The organism is Clostridium polyendosporum (assembly GCF_018332455.1).
GTDB classification, from domain to species: domain Bacteria; phylum Bacillota; class Clostridia; order Clostridiales; family Clostridiaceae; genus Clostridium_AY; species Clostridium_AY polyendosporum.
This window is the reverse complement of record NZ_BOPZ01000002.1, coordinates 109,797-131,493: the sequence shown is the minus strand read 5'-3', so window position 1 is coordinate 131,493 and position 21,697 is coordinate 109,797. Positions and strand designations below refer to the sequence as shown.

18 protein-coding genes, 1 tRNA gene and 1 other RNA gene are annotated in these 21,697 nt (G+C 29.9%); 1 reads left to right on the top strand and 19 read right to left on the bottom strand.

Annotation, left to right across the window (positions count from 1 at the left end):
- Positions 1 to 8: 8 nt before the first annotated feature.
- From CPJCM30710_RS01700 to CPJCM30710_RS01655, 10 genes are all read right to left on the bottom strand, one after another.
- Positions 9 to 2,165, bottom strand: a complete 2,157-nt coding sequence (locus CPJCM30710_RS01700; RefSeq protein ID WP_212902438.1) for a type IA DNA topoisomerase — start codon at positions 2,163 to 2,165, stop codon at positions 9 to 11.
- Between the two features lie 283 nt (positions 2,166 to 2,448).
- A complete protein-coding gene (locus CPJCM30710_RS01695) occupies positions 2,449 to 3,225 on the bottom strand; it encodes a radical SAM protein (protein WP_212902437.1) in 777 nt (258 codons plus the stop codon).
- A gap of 1 nt (position 3,226) precedes the next feature.
- Positions 3,227 to 3,691, bottom strand: coding sequence for a 6-pyruvoyl trahydropterin synthase family protein (locus CPJCM30710_RS01690; RefSeq protein ID WP_212902436.1), 465 nt, complete (start codon positions 3,689 to 3,691; stop codon positions 3,227 to 3,229).
- Positions 3,692 to 3,706: 15 nt separating this feature from the next.
- The gene (queC, locus tag CPJCM30710_RS01685) at positions 3,707 to 4,381 is read right to left on the bottom strand and encodes a 7-cyano-7-deazaguanine synthase QueC (RefSeq protein WP_212902435.1); all 675 of its coding nucleotides are present in this window, start codon (positions 4,379 to 4,381) and stop codon (positions 3,707 to 3,709) included.
- On the bottom strand, positions 4,378 to 5,142 hold the full coding sequence (locus tag CPJCM30710_RS01680) for an acyl-CoA dehydratase activase (RefSeq protein WP_212902434.1): 765 nt from the start codon (positions 5,140 to 5,142) through the stop codon (positions 4,378 to 4,380). Before CPJCM30710_RS01680 ends, queC begins: the two co-directional genes overlap by 4 nt.
- Positions 5,139 to 6,140 (bottom strand): 2-hydroxyacyl-CoA dehydratase family protein, encoded by a 1,002-nt coding sequence (locus tag CPJCM30710_RS01675; protein ID WP_212902433.1) that lies wholly within the window; start codon positions 6,138 to 6,140, stop codon positions 5,139 to 5,141. Before CPJCM30710_RS01675 ends, CPJCM30710_RS01680 begins: the two co-directional genes overlap by 4 nt.
- 354 nt (positions 6,141 to 6,494) lie before the next feature.
- Positions 6,495 to 7,646, bottom strand: a complete 1,152-nt coding sequence (locus CPJCM30710_RS01670) for an amidohydrolase (protein ID WP_212902432.1) — start codon at positions 7,644 to 7,646, stop codon at positions 6,495 to 6,497.
- Positions 7,647 to 7,950: 304 nt separating this feature from the next.
- Entirely contained in the window at positions 7,951 to 8,451 is a 501-nt protein-coding gene (locus CPJCM30710_RS01665) for a TspO/MBR family protein (protein WP_212902431.1), read from the bottom strand.
- A gap of 192 nt (positions 8,452 to 8,643) precedes the next feature.
- On the bottom strand, positions 8,644 to 10,686 hold the full coding sequence (locus tag CPJCM30710_RS01660) for a sensor histidine kinase (protein ID WP_212902430.1): 2,043 nt from the start codon (positions 10,684 to 10,686) through the stop codon (positions 8,644 to 8,646).
- Positions 10,673 to 12,604: a sensor histidine kinase gene (locus tag CPJCM30710_RS01655; protein WP_212902429.1), complete on the bottom strand. Its 1,932-nt coding sequence runs from the start codon at positions 12,602 to 12,604 to the stop codon at positions 10,673 to 10,675. Before CPJCM30710_RS01655 ends, CPJCM30710_RS01660 begins: the two co-directional genes overlap by 14 nt.
- Before the next feature lie 138 nt (positions 12,605 to 12,742).
- Between CPJCM30710_RS01655 and mscL the strand changes: the two genes are divergently transcribed.
- Positions 12,743 to 13,147: a large-conductance mechanosensitive channel protein MscL gene (gene mscL, locus CPJCM30710_RS01650; RefSeq protein WP_212902428.1), complete on the top strand. Its 405-nt coding sequence runs from the start codon at positions 12,743 to 12,745 to the stop codon at positions 13,145 to 13,147.
- A 96-nt stretch (positions 13,148 to 13,243) separates the two neighbouring features.
- On the opposite strand, the gene CPJCM30710_RS01645 is transcribed toward mscL, so the two are convergent.
- The 9 genes from CPJCM30710_RS01645 to polA form a co-directional block, all read right to left on the bottom strand.
- The gene (locus tag CPJCM30710_RS01645) at positions 13,244 to 13,831 is read right to left on the bottom strand and encodes a protein kinase (RefSeq protein ID WP_212902427.1); all 588 of its coding nucleotides are present in this window, start codon (positions 13,829 to 13,831) and stop codon (positions 13,244 to 13,246) included.
- A 234-nt stretch (positions 13,832 to 14,065) separates the two neighbouring features.
- Positions 14,066 to 14,749 (bottom strand): LiaF transmembrane domain-containing protein, encoded by a 684-nt coding sequence (locus CPJCM30710_RS01640; RefSeq protein ID WP_212902426.1) that lies wholly within the window; start codon positions 14,747 to 14,749, stop codon positions 14,066 to 14,068.
- Between the two features lie 243 nt (positions 14,750 to 14,992).
- Positions 14,993 to 15,430 carry a hypothetical protein gene (locus CPJCM30710_RS01635; protein WP_212902425.1) on the bottom strand — a complete coding sequence of 146 codons (438 nt, stop codon included), beginning with the start codon at positions 15,428 to 15,430 and terminating at the stop codon, positions 14,993 to 14,995.
- A 210-nt stretch (positions 15,431 to 15,640) separates the two neighbouring features.
- Positions 15,641 to 15,834, bottom strand: a non-coding RNA gene (ssrS, locus tag CPJCM30710_RS01630) — 6S RNA.
- A gap of 1 nt (position 15,835) precedes the next feature.
- A tRNA-Leu gene (locus CPJCM30710_RS01625) sits at positions 15,836 to 15,918 on the bottom strand.
- Between the two features lie 288 nt (positions 15,919 to 16,206).
- Positions 16,207 to 17,547 carry a DUF346 domain-containing protein gene (locus CPJCM30710_RS01620; RefSeq protein WP_212902424.1) on the bottom strand — a complete coding sequence of 447 codons (1,341 nt, stop codon included), beginning with the start codon at positions 17,545 to 17,547 and terminating at the stop codon, positions 16,207 to 16,209.
- 206 nt (positions 17,548 to 17,753) lie between these two features.
- Positions 17,754 to 18,302 (bottom strand): lytic transglycosylase domain-containing protein, encoded by a 549-nt coding sequence (locus CPJCM30710_RS01615; protein ID WP_212902423.1) that lies wholly within the window; start codon positions 18,300 to 18,302, stop codon positions 17,754 to 17,756.
- Between the two features lie 21 nt (positions 18,303 to 18,323).
- A complete protein-coding gene (gene coaE / locus CPJCM30710_RS01610; RefSeq protein ID WP_212902422.1) occupies positions 18,324 to 18,923 on the bottom strand; it encodes a dephospho-CoA kinase in 600 nt (199 codons plus the stop codon).
- A gap of 12 nt (positions 18,924 to 18,935) precedes the next feature.
- Complete coding sequence (gene polA, locus CPJCM30710_RS01605) at positions 18,936 to 21,545, bottom strand: DNA polymerase I (RefSeq protein ID WP_212902421.1); 2,610 nt, start codon at positions 21,543 to 21,545, stop codon at positions 18,936 to 18,938.
- Positions 21,546 to 21,697 lie beyond the last annotated feature (152 nt).

The window sequence follows — 21,697 nt, the reverse complement described above, 5'->3', positions numbered from 1 at the left end:
TGGTAAAATTACTTGATAAACTCAATTTTCCAACTAAAATAATTGTTATTCGCATTTTTTTCGTATCTTAAATTAGCGTCAAACTTATTGCCTTTTTTACTTTCCAAGCCATTTACCTGAACCACACCATCCTGCAATAATTTTTGGACCATTTCCTTAGTAACATTTTTCTTCAATGACTGTAGAAATTTATCCTGCTTCCATACCACAAATTTACATCCACTTCTCCAATTACTGCAGCCAAATCCCATTTTCCCCTCAATTACAGCACTGCCACATAAAGGACACTTGCCTATAGTTTCTTCTACGGAAGGTGTTTCTTCGGTACCACTTATAACAACATTTTCACTGCTTTTAATAGTATCTACTGCTTCCCTCGTAAAATTAAATATTAGATTTAAAAAACTACTTCTTTCAACTTTTCCTTTTTCCATATCTGATAAAGTTTTTTCTAGCTTACCTGTATACTCTAAATTCATTAAGTTCTTAATAGGAAAAAATTCTATTATTCTTCTGCCTAAATCAGTGCATTGCAAACTTTTTCCTTTACTGTAGATATAGCCAATATCCTTTAACTTTTTAATAATTTCAGCTCTTGTAGCTGGTGTACCTATACTAAAACCACTTAATATAGCCTCCATCATTTCTTCACTATCTTCTTCTTCAAATTTCTTTCCGCAGGTCTCCATAACTCTTAAAAGAGTTTTTTCAGTATGATATTTAGGTGGTTTTGTTGTATGAGAAGTAATTTTAGTATTAACTACATCTACAATTTGATTTACGTCAACTAAAGGAAGTATAGTATCCTTGGATTCTATATTTTCAACCTTTTTCCACCCTTCAATGATTTGAACTTTTCCTTTTGATATAAATACTCCAGTTACTTCACTGTTGTTAATTTTTGTAGTAATTTTGGTTTCTTCATACTCTGCAACTGGCATAAACTGAGCTATAAATCTATTCTTAATAGCACTATAAACAGCCTCTTCATCTTTTGTAAGGTTGCTTGGCAATATATACGTAGGTGTTATAGCACTATGGCTCTCCACCTTGGAATTATCAAAAATACGTTTAGAAACGTTAAACTTTATCTCATCCTCATATGGTAATCCTTTTTTTAATATATTTAGCACTTTCTTAACTCTATCTACTAAACTCTCCTCTAATACTACACTTGCTGTACGTGGATATGTTATAAATTTCTTCTCATATAGGGACTGGGCAACTTTTAATACTTTATCTGAGGTCCAACCTTTATATTTACTCGTAATATACCCTTGTAACCCTGACAGGTTAAACAAATATGGACAATAGTCTTTTTTTCGTTCTACTTGTTTATCAATGATTGTTCCTTGACCATGCTTTATTTTAGGTACTAGTGTTGCTAAATCGTCTTTATTCCTAAATTTTTCTTCCTCATTTAGTAGGTATGTTCCTTCATACTCCTCATTTTTATCAGTTTTAAAAGTTGCTACTAACTTATGATAATTATCAGGAACAAAGTTTTCTATTTCTTTATCTCTATCGTATATAATCTTCAAAGTTGGTAATAATACACGTCCAATATTTAACGGATGTCCTTTCCCTCTTAGATACTTTAATGTTGTAACTGAGGTCAAGTTTATCCCAATAACCCAGTCTGCCCATTGCCTGCTTATTCCCGCATCTTGCAGAGGCTTCATTTCAATATTGGGTTTTAAGTTTTCCATACCCTTAATAACTTCATCAGGAGTCCACTCATTTAATAACAATCTATATGCTGGCTTTGTTACCCTAAGATATTTAATTATAATATCACCAATAATCTGCCCTTCACGATCATAGTCACAGGCTGAAATAACACCATCAACAGACTCTCGATTAATCAACATTTTAATAATATTTACTTGCTTCTCTGCACCCTTATCTGGACTATCCTTTTTACTCATATCTATCTTAATTTTATATTTAAATCCATTAGGTATAAACGGATAATTATCCATCCTCCATGATGCCATCTTTGGATCATAATCCTTTGCATCATAAAGCTGTAATAAATGACCAAAAGCCCATGTTACAATGTAATTTTCACCTTCAAAGTATCCGTCTCGTCGTTGTTTTATATTTAGTGCATCAGCAATATTTTTTGCTACTGATGGCTTCTCCGCTATAATAACCTTGACCATTCCGTCACATCCCTTAAAAATCAATTTTTGATAAAACTGAGACATGCTTCTCAATTTACCAATTTTCTTATTTATGACCTTACTATTTAATTCCTATAAAAATTTACAACATTAATAATATTATTTAATATGTATTTTTTCAAGTTTAGTTTATATATTTTTGTACTTATAACACTTTGTTCCATCAGTTCAACTATATTTAAAGAAATAAAAATGAAAGAGCATCAAACCCTTTCATTCTTATTCAAACTTTACTTTATAAAATTACAACCAATAAAAAGTTCTAAACACCTCTAGTTTCTGGATTCCAAATGAACTTATGAATTTGTAAACTAAGTCTTACCTTTATATTGTTATCAGTAAAATAGCTATCCTTCTCTACCAGCATCTCAACTAATTTCTTCGGGTCTATTTTTCCAAAAACCGGTGAAAAATCAATAACAACCTCTTTAGATGAAAATACATCCTTATATTGTTCTATTGTTTCAAGTGCATAGTTTATGTCTTCTTCTCCACCTACTACAAATTTTATTTCATCTCCAGAACGAAGTAATTTAAAGTTCTCTTCAAAAAGATTTTTATGAGCCATTCCTGAACCTGGACACTTAATATCTAAAGCATAGAAAATCGGTAAATTCTCAAGATTTAGCTTATTATTACTAACCTTAGAATTCTCACCTAAAAAAGCTGCTATCTCTTCATCAGAATATACTGGACAGCTTCCATTAGTCTCAATTCTAACTTTAAAGCCTTTAATTGCTAGATATAATGGAATATATCTCTTTGCTTTGCCAGTCTCAAGAGGCTCTCCCCCAGTGCAGATTATACTCTTACAACCTAGCTCTTCTAATCTTTCTACTATTTTATCAGCAGTTAAATATTCATTATCCTTATTGCATTCATCATAACTATAAGTCGTATCACAATAGCTGCATCTCAAATTACAGCCGGCAGTTCTTATAAATGTTACTACCTCACCTTGTGAAATTCCTTCTCCAGATATACTCTTAAATATTTCAACTACTGGTATTTGAGAGTTTTTAAATTGTTCTAGTGTCATGTTACTTCTCCTTTTTAACTTCTGCAAAGCTTGATGGTGTTTCCCAAACTCTTATACACAAAACTTCTAAACCACAATCTTCTAAATCTTTACTTAATCGCTCAAAAAAATCAATTGCCATTTCTTCTGCTGTAGGTCTGAAACTTACCTCTACAACCTTTTTCCCAGTACTCTTTAAAACATCAGCAATCTGATGTTCTGCCGCATCTGGAGACTGATTCCAATACATAAAGGCATGGTCTAAAGGTTCTACAATCTTAGACTTAACTATACTCTTTAAATCCTTAAAGTCTACTACCATACTCTTAGATGCTTCACAATTTTTTATCACATCACCATCTGCTCTGCATACCTCTACTTGCATCTTATATGTGTGACCATGGAGATTCTTACATAATCCTTCATGACCACCAAGCATATGGGCCATATCCCACGTAAATTCCTTGGTTATAGATACTCTCTTCATTAATTTATTCTCCATTTATTTTTTATATTGTAGTGGGTCTTGAAAACCAGCTTCTTCAAAAGCCTTTATTCTTAAAAGACAGCTATCACACTCTCCACATGGAAGTTCGTCACCCTTATAACAAGTCCATGTGTCGCTATAATCTACACCAAGTTTCATACCCAACTCAATTTCCTGAGTTTTTGTCATAAACATAAATGGGGCATGTATCTTTATTTTTCTTCCCTGCTCTACTGCACAAACAGTACCCATGTTTATAGCATTTTCCATTGCCTTAATAAACTCTTCTCTACAATCTACATATCCTGAATAATCCACCTGGCTTACCCCTATAAAAACATCTTGAGCACCAACAACTTCTGCATACGAAGCAGCATAAGCTAAGAATATCATATTTCTTGCTGGCACATAGGTTACAGGAATATCCTTTCTATTTTCGTCACCTTCTGGTACTTCAATACTTTCATCAGTAAGCGCAGAGCCTCCCCAAGCATCCATATTTGTATTTACAACTATGTGCTGCTTTACACCAGCTTTTTCAGCAATGTTTTTTGCACACTCTAATTCTTTATTATGTCTCTGACCATAATTAAAACTTATAGAATATACCTCAAAGCCCTGTTCCTTTGCTAAATAAAGTGCCGTAGTTGAATCTAGTCCACCTGATAATAATACAACTGCTTTTTTCATATCTTAATCATCCTTTCTCCATAGTAACAGCACCCTAGCGCTCCATTAAATTGGAACTCATCAAGTGAAATTACCTCATCATAATCATTTTTTAGATAACTAATTAATGCTTTATTTCTTGCTACTCCACCAGAGAGAATAAGTTTTCTCCCCTTAAATTTTGTCAATAATGGAGCCAATCTTTTGTATAGAGAATAGTTAACTCCTGCACATAGACTATCTAGGGATGTACCTTCCGCAATTCTCCCTATAAGCTCAGATTCTGAAAATACAGCACATGTTGAATTAAGTTGTACCGGATTTTTATAATGCTCAAACATATCATCTAGAGAAACTTCTAATACATTTGCCATATTCTCGAGATATCTTCCACAGGATGCAGCACACTTTTCATTAAGTTCTAAATCTGTAATTATCCCCTTTTCAACCTTTACCACCTTAACATCCTGTCCTCCTACATCAAGAAGTACAAAATCTTTAAGATCTGTTTGATAGAACACTCCATATACATGAGCTTTTATCTCTTGTATAGGCTTAAACATTTTAAGGTCTGTATTATTTCTACCATACCCTGTAGATACAGCTGCATCTATCCTTCCTAGATTTAACTTTTCCATGTTTACTATTATCTTTCCATCAAAACTGCAATACTCTCTATAGAAGGACACAGTACTAACCTTAAATTTTTCTACAATCTTTCTATCTTCCATTAATGCTACTTTTACTTCTCTGCTTCCTAGGTCTATTCCAAGTATCCTCAAATCGCTGCCTCCTTTATATCTATAAGCATATCTATAAAAGCTTCAAGCCTAAGCTTTGTTCTTGAATCTAAACTATTTATACTATCACCTTCAATATTTAGTACAGGAACATTAAGCTCATTTTTTATTACAATATCCTGTATAGCTCTATAACAAAAAGCTTGAGTATAATGTATTATTCCATCTATTTTTCTCTCTTCTATTTGCTTCTTTATATCGCTTAATCTAAAATCTATATTATATACATATGTATAATCGTAATACTGTTCATATATGTCTTTTGCTTTATCAACTCTAGGAAATGCGAATTCTCTTTGAACTTCATTATAAACAAAATGAGCATTGAACTCTTCTACATATTCATAAATATCAGCTGTCATTGGGGGTACTCCAATAAATCCTAGCCTTACTTTTTTATTAATCGGTTTTCTTCCTTCAATTTCTTTAAGTTTCTCTTCTAAGAATCTTTTAAACTCATTCGCGTCTCCATTTAAGTCACTTACAGAAACCTGATACAAATGATTCTCAAAACCAGTTGTCTTATTAGTCTTATATGTATTTTCATCTATTTTCTTGGCTAATTCCCTTATTTCATTTATGTTTTTTCTAACTTCTTCAACCTGCTGCATATTTACCTTAAATAAATCCATAAAACTATCAATAGATACTCTTATATCCTCAAGACTATGACTATGTGGATAAGAGAATGGATACGTCTTTATACCTTTAAGGTTTAATACTTCAATAAGCGCTTTAGTATTGGAACAATCACCTTCCATAACACCTATTACTTCCTTAATGTTATTTTCTAAACATGCTCCATATATACCTTTAATCCATGCACAGCAGCTTTTAGGAAATCCATCTCTTTCAGCTAATTCAATATATTTTCCATAATCCTTTGAAGTAATAAAAATATTGTTTAAATCAATAACTTTATATCCAGCTGCAATTAGTACTTCAATAGGAACTGTTGTAGTTATGCCAATTGTTTTCATATTTCACCTCAAACTTGATATAAAAATTCCACGTAAAAAAAGGCGTACAAATAACTATGTACACCTTACTCACCATTAAAAAAGGGCATGACTTTCCTTACCTAACCCAATTCCAAAGTTTAAGCAATTAGTCCATAGTTTTATTTATAGACAGGATGGTTACGAACTGTCTTATTCTTTGCCATTTCACAAAGTGAAATCTGGCTAAAACTGAATAGGCTCGATGCCTAGTCAGTTTTATTTTACTCTAAATAATATATCATATAACTACTAATAATACAATTATTAGATTAAACTATAGATACACAACTTCACAGCTAATCTATAATTCAGGATTGAAGTTGTTTATGTTTATTAATTGTAATTGTAAACTATTTCTCCATTAACTATTGTATAAAGCGTATTTGTTAAAATATCAAAAGGACTTCCATTAAATACTACAATATCAGCATCTTTACCAGCTTCAATACTACCAACCCTATCATCTATACCTATAATTTCAGCTGCATTAATTGTTATTGTGCTTAATGCCTCTTCGAAGGTTAGTCCCTCTTTCATAGCATAAGCTGCACATAAAGGCAGATATTCAATTTGAATTACAGGATGGTCTGTCATAATAGCAACCTTGACCCCTTTTTTCATAAGCTTAACAGAAGTTTCAAAACTCTTATTTGAAAGCTCAATCTTAGAACTAAAACTCATCGTAGGTCCTACAATTGCAGGATAGGATGATTTTCTTATGTGTTCCGAAATAAGATGGCCTTCAGTACAATGATCTAAGGTAATTTTCAAATCAAACTCCCTTGCTATTCTTAAAGCGGTCAATATATCATCTGCTCTATGAACATGTGCTTTAAGTGGAATCTTTTTCTCTATAACAGGAATAAGTGACTCATATTTAATTTTCTTCTCGAAATATTCTCCTAGTTGTTGAGATTTTTTCTTTTTATTAAGATAATTTTCTGCCTCTATAAGTGCCTCCCTTAATAGTGCAGCTGTAGCCATCCTAGTCATTGGTGATTTATTTTTTCCTTTATATATCCTCTTTGGATTTTCACCCAAAGCAATCTTAATAGCTACTGATTCTTTAATTATCATATCATCTATACATATACCATGAGTCTTTATTGCTGCAAAATGTCCTCCTATTACATTGGCACTTCCAGGGCCTGTAACTACAGTTGTAATCCCCGCTTTTATCGCCTTTTTAAAGGAACCATCAAATGGATTGATTCCATCAATAGCTCTAAGATGTGGCGTTATTGGATCTACTGCCTCATTCACATCCATGCCTTCAAAACCCATATTTTCTTCTATTATACCTATATGACAATGAGCATCAATCATACCTGGTGTTACATACGCGCCTTTAACATCTATTATAATATCATCTTCTATATCTATACACTCTGCAACTTTAACAATTTTCCCATCCTTAATCAATATACATCCATTTTCATAGTTCTTTCCAGTCATTGTAAATATCTTACCATTTTTAATTAGCATTTTTTATGCCCCCTACTTTTACGTTCTTTAATATTAATTTTTAACATTATTATATTATAACAACTTAGATAATAAAATTTAATACACATCGAGACTATTTAAGATACACAACTTCAATCATTAACGAAATTTAGGAAAAGTCTCTGCATTCAATACTTTTCCTAAAATTCTTAATTCAATTATGAAGTTGTGTATCTATAGTTTGAGCCAGATTTCACTTTGTGAAATAACAGCAAATTATAAAGAAGCACCATTGCTACCCTATAATCGATATTTAACTAAACCTTATATAAAACCCCTTAAATTACATTTCATTAAGTGCCCATATGAAAAAGTTTAGTATTGCTGCAAATGTAACCCATAAAATATACGGTATAAGTAATAAGCCTGCCCGCTTATCTAATTTTAAAAATTTAAGAAAGGTTAATAAAATAAACATCCATAAAATAACAATCTCTATAAAAGAAATCCCATATAATTTTTTTGCAAAAAAAATAAAAGGCCATATAAAGTTTAAAATTAGTTGAACTGCATACAACTTAAGTGCATTACCTACGTCTACCCCTTGTTTTTTAAGTTGGTAGATTCTATAAGCTGCTATTGACATCAAAATATATAATACAGGCCAAATAACTTCAAAGACCCAAGATGGAGGTGCAAATACTGGTTTTACAAGTTCATTATATTGAGTTTTAGATAAATTAGATGTAAACCATCCTATTACCGTTGCTCCACCCAAAGTTATTATAAGACTAATAATTAGATCACCAATATTATACTTATTATTCACTTTAAATACGTTCATATATATCCCTCCTTATCCATATAATTATGTATTCCTTAAGGTTAATATGTCTGAATTGGATCTTGAAACCGAGCAGTTACCGAGCCTGCTCAGCTCCAAATAAAAGTGAATAGGTATAGAACCTATTCACTTTTAGCCAGGTTTCCTTTGCGAAATAGCAACAAATCAGGATAAAGAATGGCAAAGTAATACTTAAATATAAATATCAGAAAACTCTATGTCTACTTTTTCCTCTAACTCATTAATGTTTAATATTGGTTTATTTCCCAAATACTCAAACTCATCTGCCTCACCTTTAGGCAATTTTATTATAAATTTATTCAATGCATGTGTAACGATTAATTCTAGTGAACCATTTTGAAGTTCTATGAGAGCTTTTGTAATATATAATCCTAATCCACTGCCCTCTTTTCTTCCACTAAGTTCATTACTTGATTTTGCAAATTTTTCGAAAACATACCGCTGTTCTTCTGTTGAAATAGGCTTAGAATCATTTTTTATATAAATAACAACATTCTCTTCTTCCAAACAGACATCTACCCATATATTTCCTCCATTTTCTCCATACTTAACACTATTAGAAAGCAAGTTTAATATTATTCTTTCAATAAATTCATAATCACATTTCACATAAATTTCTTCTGCTACTGAATCAAAAATTAAAGATATTCCTACTAAGTTTAAATACTTTATTGTTGCTTGAGCCACATTTTCTACTAACTCTACAATATTATGATATCTTAAATCCGGTGTAAGATATCCTTCCAAAATCTTATTTGTATCAATAAAATTATTTATTGTTCTAATTAATCTTAAACAATTTTTCCTTATGTTAGCATTGTTTTTTTCTAATCCTACTATATTTTTATCATTTATATATAAATCATTTAACTGTAGAGCTGAAAAAATAACATTTATAGGAGTTCTAAGTTCATGAGAAATATTAGTATAAAACTCTCTTTTTAATTTTTCTTCTTGAAGATAACTTTCTAACTCAACTTTTAAGGCCTTTATTCTTTCTATCTCTGTCATATCTCTAATAAAAACAAGCCACATATCTTGACTTAAATGTTCACATCTTAGTTCATATTTTCTTTCTTGTTCCGCTTCATTAGTTAATATAAAACTCCAGTAATGTCTTAAGCTTCCTCTATATTCCTCTGACATTTCCATAGATGGTGGATCAAGTAATTCCAAAAATTCATGTATGCTTACAGATTCTAAATCTAATATATCTAATAAATCAAAAATTTTTATAGCAGCTTCATTTATATATTTAATTTTACTGTCTTCAAAAATAATGACTGCATCAGAAATATAATTTATTAAATTTTCATACTTTTCTTTACTTTTTTCTATCATTGTATTTAATTCCATCTGAATATTCATTCTTTGATTTAGTATTTCATTATAATATTCCTTATACTTCTCCATATCTATAAGTTCACCATACATATTATCATAAGTATTCTTTACTAAAAATATTGCAATTGCCTCATAGAGTATGTAGTATGCAATATATTTGGCAATATGAATCATAACAGCTGTATTGTAACTAGAATATGTTGTATCGACAAAATCTATTTTAGCTATATTTTCGTATAAGAAAATCGTTGCTACATATAAAATTAAATATTTTTTCTGTCTTTTTGAAAGACCTCTATAAGTTAAAATTACGTATATTAATATAATAAATAAGCAAAATAGTATAATATAGTTTATTTTAATAAACAAGTACCTATTTATAAAAGGAGTTCCATTTTTAAAATTCCTATATGAAATACTAAGTATTATTCCTGTTAAGATACCTATAACCCCATAAAATAAAATCACTTTTTTATAGCTAATACTTAATTTATGACATAAAATGGCTATTAATATAATACAATATTCAAAGTAATTACTTAATATCCAAGTCACTGTTGTAAAGCTTACTACACTTTCATACGGTTTATTACCGTTTAAAGACATTATATGTACAATACCAATAAAACATATTACACTATAGCCTATACCTACATATGTAAAAAAATTCTTAATTTTAGTATTGTACTTTGATAATGAAATTATCGTTAAAGAGGCCCCAAGAGTAACACATAATATTTCTACAAACTGGTGATACAGCATTAAATTTTTGTTTGTAGAATAGAACATTATCACTACTAAAATCACTGGAATAAAAATCCTTAAAATCCAGGTCATATTATTCATAATGTAATCTTTAAAATTTTTCATAGCCCTTCTCCTTCATAAACTGAAGTTCTACTTTCGTACCTTTATCCTTATTACTTTCTATAATGACTTGTCCCCCTTGAAGTTCAACTAAACTTTTAACAACATAAAGTCCTAACCCAGTACTTTTTTCTGTTGTAACTCTACTTTTATCAGTGACCATATATTTCTTAAATGCATTTTCTAAATATTCTTTACTTATTCCTTTTCCACTGTCAATTACTTGAATAAAAACCTTACTATCATTACAAGTAATATTAACAAATATAGAACCCTTTTTTGTATATTTTACTGCATTAGAAATTAGATTTAAAATTATTCTTTCTATAAAACCTTTATCACATGAAACTAATAATTCTTCTTCTTCTGTATCGAAAATTAAATCTAAATCTTTACTTTTTATATATTCAGCTAAATGCATTATTGTATCTTCGATTATCTCTACAATATTGAAAATTGCAAGTTGAGGCTTCAGGTAATCATAATTTATTTGAGAATTATCAATTAAATTATTAGTTAATCTAATTAACGTCATACAATTATCCTTATTAATAATGTTATATTTTTTAATTGTTTCATAATTATCATTTTCAAGAAAGATTTTAATTAATTGAGCAGCACTATAGATGACATTGATTGGTGTTTTTAAATCATGAGAAATGGTTGATAAAAAGTCACTTCTCATTTTTTCTTCTAATTTTTTTTGCTCTACATTAATCTTTATTCTTTCAATCCTTCTTTTCTCCGTTATATCCTTAAAAATTAACATTGATTCATGCGTTTCATTATTTAACATAAATTCTCTTATCTCTAATTCAACACGTTTTTCTTCAATAGACACTTCTCCTTCATAATTTAAACAGTTATTTTCTTTAACTGTTGTATTTTCCTTAATAACAAGAAAATTTAGTATAGATTTATTGACAGCATCCTTTATACTTTTCAGCCTAAAAAGAAAAAGAAATTGTTTATTAGCATAAATAATTCTCTTATTATTGTTATTAATAATAACCATAGGTAATGGTATGTTATTAAAAAGTGTTCTATATACTGTCTCTCTCTCTTTTAAATATTTCCTTCCATTTTCCATTTCCTTATTTTTTAAGTATATTTCCCTATTTAATACCTCAAGTTGAAGAGTTCTCTCATAAGTATCATTAAAAATAGTTTTATAAGGCTTGTTCAATAACTTTTCACTAAGAGAAATGTATATGATACTATAAGCTAAAAATGTAAACTCCTCAATCATAAGTTGAATAAAGGGCTTATATATAAATAAATTAATAAAATTTAAATAATATGTTATAACAAGTAGTGATATGAATATACTGAAATAATTTATTTTATTGTTCTCAGAGGTGGTATTTATTAATGATTTTATTAATGATATTGAAGCTAAAATTAAAATAATAGCTAAAATATACATCCTTATAACAAAAACATTTACATGAAAATAAATAGACATTTGCATTAAAATTACTGCAAATAAAAGCAAGAAAACATACTGCATCAAAGCTTTGCTACTACTATAATTATTATAGATGAGTTTTAATGCCATAAATAAATATAGACTTTCAGCTAAATTTTTTATTTGTATATACAAATCTGAGTAGTATAAATATTCATTCACTGATGTTACTGTAGTGATATGAATACTATTTAAAAGACCTATAATAAAAAAGCATATTCCGGAAAAAATAAAAAGTTTATATTTTGAAAACTTTGAAGTAGCCGCGGTCATAAGCATAACACCAAAGCATATTATTATATTTATTATTCTTACTAAGTAATCTGCAATTTCTTCACTTATAATAAAGGCAATAATAAGAAAAGCAAAAGAAATAATATACATTGGCCAAAACTTTATAACTTTTTTATTATCTATATATAATGAATCTATTAAAACATCTTTCTTATCCATGAAATTTCCTCCTATACACTATATTAATTTATATTGTATAGTAATATCAACATTTTTTTGACAGTATTCTATGTTCTATGTTAATATTTTGAATAACTATCAATAATAATTTGACTTACTGTAGAAAGGATGTTGCTAATGTGGAAAGAATTCAAAGATTTTGCCGTAAAAGGTGATGTATTAGACTTAGCGATTGGTGTAATAATCGGTGGTGCATTCGGTAAGATAGTTAGCTCTTTAGTTAATGATATAATTATGCCTATGCTTGGTTTTTTGATTGGGGGATTAAATTTTACAGAATTAAAAGTAGTAATAAGAGAAGGTTCTAATAAGATACCTGAACTCTCAATTAAATATGGTCAATTCCTACAATCAGTTATTGATTTCTTAATTATTTCTTTTTCAATTTTTATTTTTATTAAATTCATCAATAGATTCAAAAAGAAACAAAAAGAGAAAGAAAAAGTTATAACACCTTCAAAAGAAACACTCCTTCTCACTGATATACGAGAACTTCTAAAAGAAATAAGAGATAATAGATAAAACTGATTAGGTTAAGTTAGATTTCACTTTGTGAAATGGCAGCAGATAAGGGAGTTTTTAGTTAAAAGCTCCCTTATCTATTAGAAATTATCACTTCTATTTTACACGATATTTCAAATACTTTTCCATACTATATTTCCAAGCACCATATTTACTCTTGTCTTTTTCTTTTATATAACTTAAAAAGATTTGTAATACACCAAGCTTATTTAAGCCTTTCATCAAATGCCTAGGATATTTTACTTTCTTATCAAAGTTATTTTTCGGATCTATAACTATAATACTTTTATTATCCTGAACATAAATATCTCTACATCTAATGTCTATTTTAGTGAAACCTAGTTTTGTAAATTCATCAAGCATTTCCACCAAAGCTTTACACAAATAACTATCTAATCCTTTTCTTTCAACATACTTGTCTAACCTAATACCACCTACATAATCTCTTACTATATAGTATTCACCATACTCATAAACCTTAGGAAAAAAAATGGAGCCTTGTGCTTTGTAGAGTATATAGTATTCATCAGCACATATTTCCTTATCTCTAAAAAACTTTATTATCTTATTTTCTGGTAAAAGATATACTATTCCATTATGCCCTTCACCTAAAAATTCAGCTTTCTTAAAAAGTTTTTCCAACTCATCACTAAAGTTAGTACTAAAATCTAAGTGCCTTACCATAAGTTCACTTCCTATAGTTATTCTACTTATTTATACTATTAAAAAAATATAAACATGACTAGAAAAATAAAAATGAATAGATATCAAACCTATTCATTTTTAGTCAAATTTCACTTTTTCAAATGATGACAAATAAAAATAAACAGGCATCACCCCTGTTTCGCCACATGGCAGCAACTAAGCTAAATCCAATATCTTTATAAGATAAAGGTTTTCAGATACTATGTTTAATTATTAATTTTTCACATCCACTCCTCCAAAAATTACAAAACAATTTATAGTTAATACTGGACCTTCCAGATTAACATAATTAATGTTATTTGTTTTATTTGACCATCCACCAAAGATAGGAATACCCTTTACCACTACCTTCCAACCTGGAGGTACGCTTATATCTATTCCACCAAAAGCAACTGTTATATTAAGGCTTGCATTACCACTTGAAATATTAGCATCTTTTAAATCCATATCAATACCACCAAAAATAGCAGTCAAACTTCCTCCTCTAAAGTTTTTAGAAATATTTCTTGTTTTTACGCCCGAAAATAATGTTATATTATCAACTAAATCTTCAGTAGTTTCTTTTCCACTAAATTTATAATCAAGGTTTCTCGAACCTCTTGGTAACAATATTGAAATACCAATAGCTATAATTAGTAAAGGCCAGAAATACCTTATAATACTATGCGTAATTATATTAAGTTCTCTCATTTGAAACCATGCACCTAATAGTATTAAAATGATACCCAGAGTTTTAGAATCAGAATCTGCAAATAAGTTTCCTACTCCAACAGCTATTAATATCAATGGCCACCAAGTAGAAATTACTTGACCAAAATCCCAAAATCCTATCTGTTGAAGCAATAACCCAATACCTACTATAATAAATATACTTCCAAGGAAAATCTTTCTTTTCAAATCAATCACCTCTAAAAATATTTTTAATTAAAACATGTTTTATCTATGTTAATTATATTACTATTTACTTCTCTCTAGACTATATATTTCATTATTTAAACATATTATACAATATATGTAATTAATTATATTCTAGTTTCTTTTATACTGTCAATATACTGACTTTTAGGAAAATACAAAAAGACTATATTATAAATTGCATAGCAGCATCTTATAACATAGTCTTTTAATCCAAATTTAAACCTATTCTTCTATATTCCCTAATATCAGTTCCTCAACCCCTATGTTCTCAAGTCCTTTAGGGATTTTTGTATTTAGATTCTCTAGCTCTCCACCCATATCACTTATTATCTTCTTAGCAGTTTTAGTATCTTTGTTCCCTACTTCAACAACGACTTTGCAATTTATATTAGCTATTTCCTCAAAACCGCCCATGCCACTTACCATTGGACTTGCAGCAGCTAAAGGTGAATTAACTCCCTGTCCTCTATTATTACCTGATCCTAAAACAGCCTCTGATAGACTTGATATATTTTCTGTTCCAAGAAGACCTCTTTCTGAATAGGCATTATTATAATGCTCGTTTATATCAACAAAGACTTCATTATACCCTTCACTCTTAAGCTTAGAAACAGTCTCATTTGCAGTCTTAATACTACTAAAAAAACCTTCTATTTTCATACAAACACTTCCTTACAAGTAATTTTAGCATTAGAAATAATATCCGATTATTCTTATAGTAGAGTTCTAAATCTTTCATATTTATTATTTCAAAATAATAAAACATTATTCAACTTAGATACCTTTAGAAATATCATCAAAATCAGATTTCACTTTGTAAAATGACAGCAAATAAAAAGAGAAGTATCTCTACTTCTCTTTAAATTTCATTTAAAATCCAAAATACCGTCGCCCTAATTTTGACACCTATCTCTCGATAGGTGGGTGTTCTCACAACTGCTTCTATCGCCTTCTATGCCATCTAAGGGTCTCACAAGAAAGTACATATCCGCAACTAAATATTGAACTCCCTTCGCTGTAATGTAGGTTCAAAATATAGGGCCTCTCGAATATTTTAGAAATTTCTGGTGCGAAAGACGGGACTTGAACCCGTACGGTCTCCCACACGCCCCTCAAACGTGCGCGTCTGCCGATTCCGCCACTCTCGCATATATATATTATACTATATTACATTTAAATTTTAGTTTAATGTACCTAGGGTATCCCCCTAGAACAAATCATATTATAACAACAACATAATAATCAGTCAAGTACAAGTTTCAAATTCCTTAGTAACGTTAAAAACTTACTAAATGTAAACTATCTAACTTAATTATAAATCATTTGGCTGCAATTGTACATACTTATATGAATAAATCCAGGTTCATTTTAATATGAATCCTGGATTTATTTTAATATGAAATATAGTTGTTTGAGCTTTATAACATTTCGTAAGCTTACCTATAAATATGCCATAAATGATTATTGACACCTTTGGCAAATACATCTATTCTATTTCTTCCCCAAGAGGCTGCTGTTGGATCTGACGTAAGATTTCCACCTAATGACTCCCAATCACTCCATACCCTTCCATTCCAAAACTTATAGATTAACTCGTTATTTCTTCCTTTAGCAAAACAATGAATTATATTTGGCTCAGTGGAGCAAGCTGCTGGTGCTGATGTCAAATATCCACCTAAGTTTTCCCAGTTACTCCATCTCTGACCGTCCCACCATTTGTGATACATTGCATTATTAGTGCCTCTTACAAAACAATCAATTCTATTGTTTCCCCATGATACTGCTGCAGGAGCTGAAGTTAAAGTTCCACCAAGAGATTCCCACTCATTCCATCTCTGACCGTCCCACCACTTATGATACATTGCATTATCAGTTCCTCTTACAAAGCAATCGATTCTATTAACAGCCCATGATGAAGCAGCTGGTGCTGATGTCAAAATACCACCGAGAGATTCCCACTCATTCCATCTCTGGCCGTCCCACCACTTATGATACATTGCATTATCAGTTCCTCTTACAAAACAATCAATTCTATTGTTTCCCCATGATACTGCTGCTGGTCCTGATGTTAATACTCCCCCAAGGTCTTCCCAAGTACTCCATCTCGTACCATTCCAATAAATATGCCACATTGCATTATTTTGTCTTCTAGCAAACACATCTATTCTATTAGGACCCCAAGAGGATGCCCCTGGCGATGAGGTTATTACTCCACCCAAGTCTTCCCATTGGCTCCAACCTATTTTACTAGGTGTTTCCCCTAAATTTCTCAGAGTAAATCTTATTGTTTCTCTAGTTATGTTATTAATTATATTTACAGGCATTCCTGCCCCTAACAGAGTTGCTACTAGTTGATAGTTAGTTCTTTGAAATCTGTTAAGGAGCCTATTAACTTTTACATTTATATTCTCTACCTTTATCGTACTTTCATTATCTAATACATATCCAACTACAACACCTAAATAATACCTGGCCAACCGTTGTTGTATATTGTATCTTCTAAAGGTTTGAAGAATATTCCTATTCTCTTGAAGAAACTTATTTAAAATTCTATTTACATCCTGTTGTGATGCTCTTAATAACTCTTTATTCTGGTCATCAGTTATCTCTAATTCTTCAAAATCTTCTGTTCTTTCCGTGTCATCCACTATTTCTTCTGGTTTTTGTCGCAATAAATCGTTATCATAAAATCTGCTAATCTTAGATGCACATTGATGACATTGATTCATGCAAGAACAATATGGCGCATACCAGCAATATGAACAGTACGAATACATAGTAGCCTCCTAAAAATAATTATATTCTATTTTATTTATCATTCGAAATATAAATGTTAAAAAACTCAGAAATTATAAATTTATATATTATCAATTAGTTTATTAAAAATAAAAGTTAATAGGCATCAAGCCCATTAACTTTTAGTCAAATTTAACTTTATCAAATTACATCAAATACAGCATATAGAAACAATTTTTATACATTATTATTTTTGCTTATACAAAAATTTATAAATATTGTAATTAACCTTTACTTTCTTAACATATTTATCGGTTTCCTTAAAAGGAATGTAATCAAGCATTTTACCATCTTTAGAATATTGATAATCATTAAGCCATTTATTTACATTTCCTCTACCACCATTATAAGCAGCAAGTACTAAATCAAAATTATTAAATTCTTTATAAAGATTATCAATATACCAGCATCCCATCCTTATATTAAACTCAGGGTCCATAAGCATAGAAACATCATAATCTTCTATTTCCATTTCTTTTGATGCCCACTTGGCAGTATCGTCCGTTATTTGCATTAGACCATGTGCATCCTTATAAGATTTAGCATTCGAGTCAAAATTACTTTCTGCTTTTATCACTGACAATACAAATAAAGGATCTAAATTATATTCTTTACTATGCTTATCTATGAATTCCTTATACTCGTATGGATACATAATATTATACAAAATCCACTTTGTCGTAAATACTGATAATAAAATCATCAATACAGCGACAAGTACTCTCCTTATCTTCATCTCCCACTCCCACAAAACTTATTATTTATATAAACGTAAAATTGCAGTAATATCATCCACTTGCTCTTTTGTTTTTATAATACTTAAATTATTGTCTATAATAAAATTAGCATACTCTAATTTTTTTTCTAAAGGAAGCTGTGAATTTATTCTACTTAAGGCTTCTGATTGAGTAAGTTTATCCCTTGTCTTTAACCTTGCAAGCTGAGTATTGTAATCAACTGAAATAACAATAACATAATCCATTTCTTCATGCATATTGTTTTCAATTAAAGTTGGTGCATCCAAGATAACAACAGATTCACTTTTTTTACTGTATAAGCTAAATATATCATTTATCTCTTTTTTAATATATGGCATTATTATATTCTCATACTTAACTCTCTGCTTAGGGAATCTAAAAATGTGATTACCAAATTCTCTGCGTTTAAACTGTCCTCTCCAATCAAAGAAACCATCACCAAATTCATTTCTTACTTTTTCAAGAATTTCAGGATATTTGTCTAATACCTCTCTAGCTATTAAATCAGCATCAATTATTGGCAATCCAGCACTTTGAAACATCTTCGAAACAGTGCTCTTTCCAGATCCAATTCCTCCTGTTAATCCAACTTTTATCATTGATATGCCCCCTTATTTAGCTTCATACCATGTCTTACCTATATTCACATCGACTTCTAAAGGTACCTGAAGATTAATTACATTCTCCATTTGCTCTTTAACCATAGATTTTACTTCTTCAAGTTCTTCTTGCACTACATCTAAAATAAGTTCATCATGAACCTGAAGAATTAGTTTACTCTTAAGCTTCCTTGTTCTAAGTTGGTTATATACATGTACCATGGCAATCTTTATTATATCTGCAGCACTTCCCTGTATAGGTGCGTTCATTGCAAGTCGTTCTCCTAATGCTTTTACTATTTTGTTAGAGGAGGTTACTTCAGGTATAAATCTTCTTCTATTCAAGGTGGTGGTAACATATCCGCTATTTTTTGCAGTTTCTATAACTTTATCCATATATTCTTTAATCTTAGGATATCTTTCAAAATAAATATCCATATACTCTTTGGCTTCCTTTTTAGTTATATTTAAGTCCTGAGCAAGACTGAAATCACTAATACCATAGACTATACCAAAATTAACTGCCTTAGCTCTACTTCTCATTAAAGAAGTAACGTCCTCTAATGGAACCTTAAAGACTTCTGATGCAGTTTTAGTATGAATATCTAAATCATGCTTAAAAGCATCAATCATATTTTGATCCTCAGCTATGTGAGCAAGCACTCTTAACTCAATCTGTGAATAGTCAGCTGAAAGTATAACATTATCCATTTCTCTAGAAATAAATACCTTTCTTATCTCTCTTCCCATTTCATACTTGATAGGTATATTCTGAAGATTAGGTTCAGTTGATGATAATCTTCCCGTAGTTGTCACTGTTTGATTGAAATTAGAATGTATACATCCATCTTTATCAATAACTGATTTTAATCCTTCAATATAAGTTGAAAATAGTTTTGTAATCTGTCTATAATAGATAATTTTGCTTATGATTGGATGCTTGTCTTGAAGCTTTTCTAATACTTCTACATTAGTTGAGTATCCTGTCTTTGTTTTCTTTACCACAGGCAAATCTAATTTTTCAAAAAGTATCTTTCCTAGTTGTTTAGGTGAATTTATATTAAACTCCTCATCTGATAACGCATAGATTTCACTCTGAGTTTTATTAATTTCACTCTTAAACTTTTCAGAAAGCTCATCTAGCATATCTTTATTTACCTTAAAGCCTAGTTCCTCCATTGAAGAAAGCACTTCCGTTAAAGGTAATTCTACTTCATAGAATAATGTACTCATATCTGCTTCTTCTATTTTTTTCTCAAGAAGTCTATAAATATCTTTAAGATAAAAATTAAGCTTAATATTTAATTCTTCTTCATTACCCTTAGGATCTTGACCTATATATTCGTTAATAAGAGTTACAAGTGAATATGCTCCCTTTGAAGAGTCAATTAAATATGCAGCAATTGCTGTATCAAAAACTAATCCTCTAAGATCTATGCCCAATTTTCTTAGAGCTGTTAGTGAATTTTTAATATCATGACCTACCTTTTTAACATTATCATTTTCGAAAAAATCTTTAAGTATCTTTACTACTTCTTTATTTTCTAAAAACTTCTCAAAACTTATTATATAGTTTTTATCCTCATAAGTTAAGTATATAGTTTGAATTGAAAGTGTTGAATAAAGCTCAATATTTTTCAGTTTAAATGTTATAAAAATTGAACCTTGATTAATAGTTCCTATCAAAGTTTTAAGAGTTTCCTCATCATCTATATATTTAAAATCAATAGGACTTTCTTCTTGCTTATCTTCCTCTATATCATTTCCTAATTTCTCAACAAGAGATTTCATCTGAAGTTTTAAAAATAACTTTTTTAATCCTTGCTTATCCAAATTGTCCTTAGACCGTATCTCCTCTAAATTAAATTCTAAAGGAACATCCGTTTTTATTGTAGCCAATCTCTTTGAAAAGATTGCCTGGTCACTATACCCAATAAGATTTTCCTTTAACTTTTTTCCACTTATATCTTCAACATTTTTCAAGACCTCTTCAATACTCCCATAGGTTTGAATAAGTTTATATGCTGTCTTTTCCCCTATTCCTGGAACCCCTGGTATATTATCAGATTTATCTCCCATGAGACCTTTTACATCTATAAATTGAGCTGGTGTAACACCATACTCATCTATCATTCTCTTTTTATCATATATTTCTTTCTCTGTTACACCTTTTTTAGTGAATATAATTTTAATATTGTCAGAAGCAAGCTGAAGAGCATCTCTATCTCCTGTTACTATGTAAATCTCTATATTATTTCTTTCTGCATATTTTGCTAAAGTTCCTATTATATCATCTGCTTCAAATCCATCCAGTTCATATATGTTTATGTCAAAAAGGCTAAGCATTTCCTTCACTATTGGAAATTGCTCTGCCAGTTCTGGAGGCATCTTTTTTCTTCCAGCCTTATAATCTTCATACTCTACATGTCTAAAAGTAGGAGCTTTTCTATCAAAAGATGCCACTATGTAATTAGGTTTTATTTCATCCTTCACCTTTAAAAGCATATTAGTAAATCCATATACTGCATTTGTATATATTCCTTCACTAGTGGACAAGAGTGGCAACGCATAAAAGGCTCTATTCATCAAACTATTTCCATCAATTATTAATAAACGTTCCATAAGACACCTCCATTAGATTATTTATATAATAATCTACATTTTAGTTATAGTCGCTAGTAAATTATTTAAGGATTAAAGTTGTGTATCTTTACATCTAAAAACCATATGAATTTCAATACTTTTTTTAAAATTTAAAACTTATATATAAACTT

What these genes read in the sequence shown, in the direction of transcription:
- CPJCM30710_RS01690 (WP_212902436.1), bottom strand. Translation starts at nt 3,691, where the DNA reads ATGAAGAGAGTATCTATAACCAAGGAATTTACGTGGGATATGGCCCAT.
- coaE (WP_212902422.1), bottom strand. Translation starts at nt 18,923, where the DNA reads ATGATAAAAGTTGGATTAACAGGAGGAATTGGATCTGGAAAGAGCACT.
- CPJCM30710_RS01615 (WP_212902423.1), bottom strand. Translation starts at nt 18,302, where the DNA reads ATGAAGATAAGGAGAGTACTTGTCGCTGTATTGATGATTTTATTATCA.
- CPJCM30710_RS01635 (WP_212902425.1), bottom strand. Translation starts at nt 15,430, where the DNA reads ATGAAAATAGAAGGTTTTTTTAGTAGTATTAAGACTGCAAATGAGACT.
- polA (WP_212902421.1), bottom strand. Translation starts at nt 21,545, where the DNA reads ATGGAACGTTTATTAATAATTGATGGAAATAGTTTGATGAATAGAGCC.
- CPJCM30710_RS01655 (WP_212902429.1), bottom strand. Translation starts at nt 12,604, where the DNA reads ATGGATAAGAAAGATGTTTTAATAGATTCATTATATATAGATAATAAA.
- CPJCM30710_RS01695 (WP_212902437.1), bottom strand. Translation starts at nt 3,225, where the DNA reads ATGACACTAGAACAATTTAAAAACTCTCAAATACCAGTAGTTGAAATA.
- CPJCM30710_RS01670 (WP_212902432.1), bottom strand. Translation starts at nt 7,646, where the DNA reads ATGCTAATTAAAAATGGTAAGATATTTACAATGACTGGAAAGAACTAT.
- queC (WP_212902435.1), bottom strand. Translation starts at nt 4,381, where the DNA reads ATGAAAAAAGCAGTTGTATTATTATCAGGTGGACTAGATTCAACTACG.
- CPJCM30710_RS01665 (WP_212902431.1), bottom strand. Translation starts at nt 8,451, where the DNA reads ATGAACGTATTTAAAGTGAATAATAAGTATAATATTGGTGATCTAATT.
- CPJCM30710_RS01660 (WP_212902430.1), bottom strand. Translation starts at nt 10,686, where the DNA reads ATGAAAAATTTTAAAGATTACATTATGAATAATATGACCTGGATTTTA.
- CPJCM30710_RS01620 (WP_212902424.1), bottom strand. Translation starts at nt 17,547, where the DNA reads ATGTATTCGTACTGTTCATATTGCTGGTATGCGCCATATTGTTCTTGC.
- CPJCM30710_RS01700 (WP_212902438.1), bottom strand. Translation starts at nt 2,165, where the DNA reads ATGGTCAAGGTTATTATAGCGGAGAAGCCATCAGTAGCAAAAAATATT.
- mscL (WP_212902428.1), top strand. Translation starts at nt 12,743, where the DNA reads ATGTGGAAAGAATTCAAAGATTTTGCCGTAAAAGGTGATGTATTAGAC.
- CPJCM30710_RS01645 (WP_212902427.1), bottom strand. Translation starts at nt 13,831, where the DNA reads ATGGTAAGGCACTTAGATTTTAGTACTAACTTTAGTGATGAGTTGGAA.
- CPJCM30710_RS01675 (WP_212902433.1), bottom strand. Translation starts at nt 6,140, where the DNA reads ATGAAAACAATTGGCATAACTACAACAGTTCCTATTGAAGTACTAATT.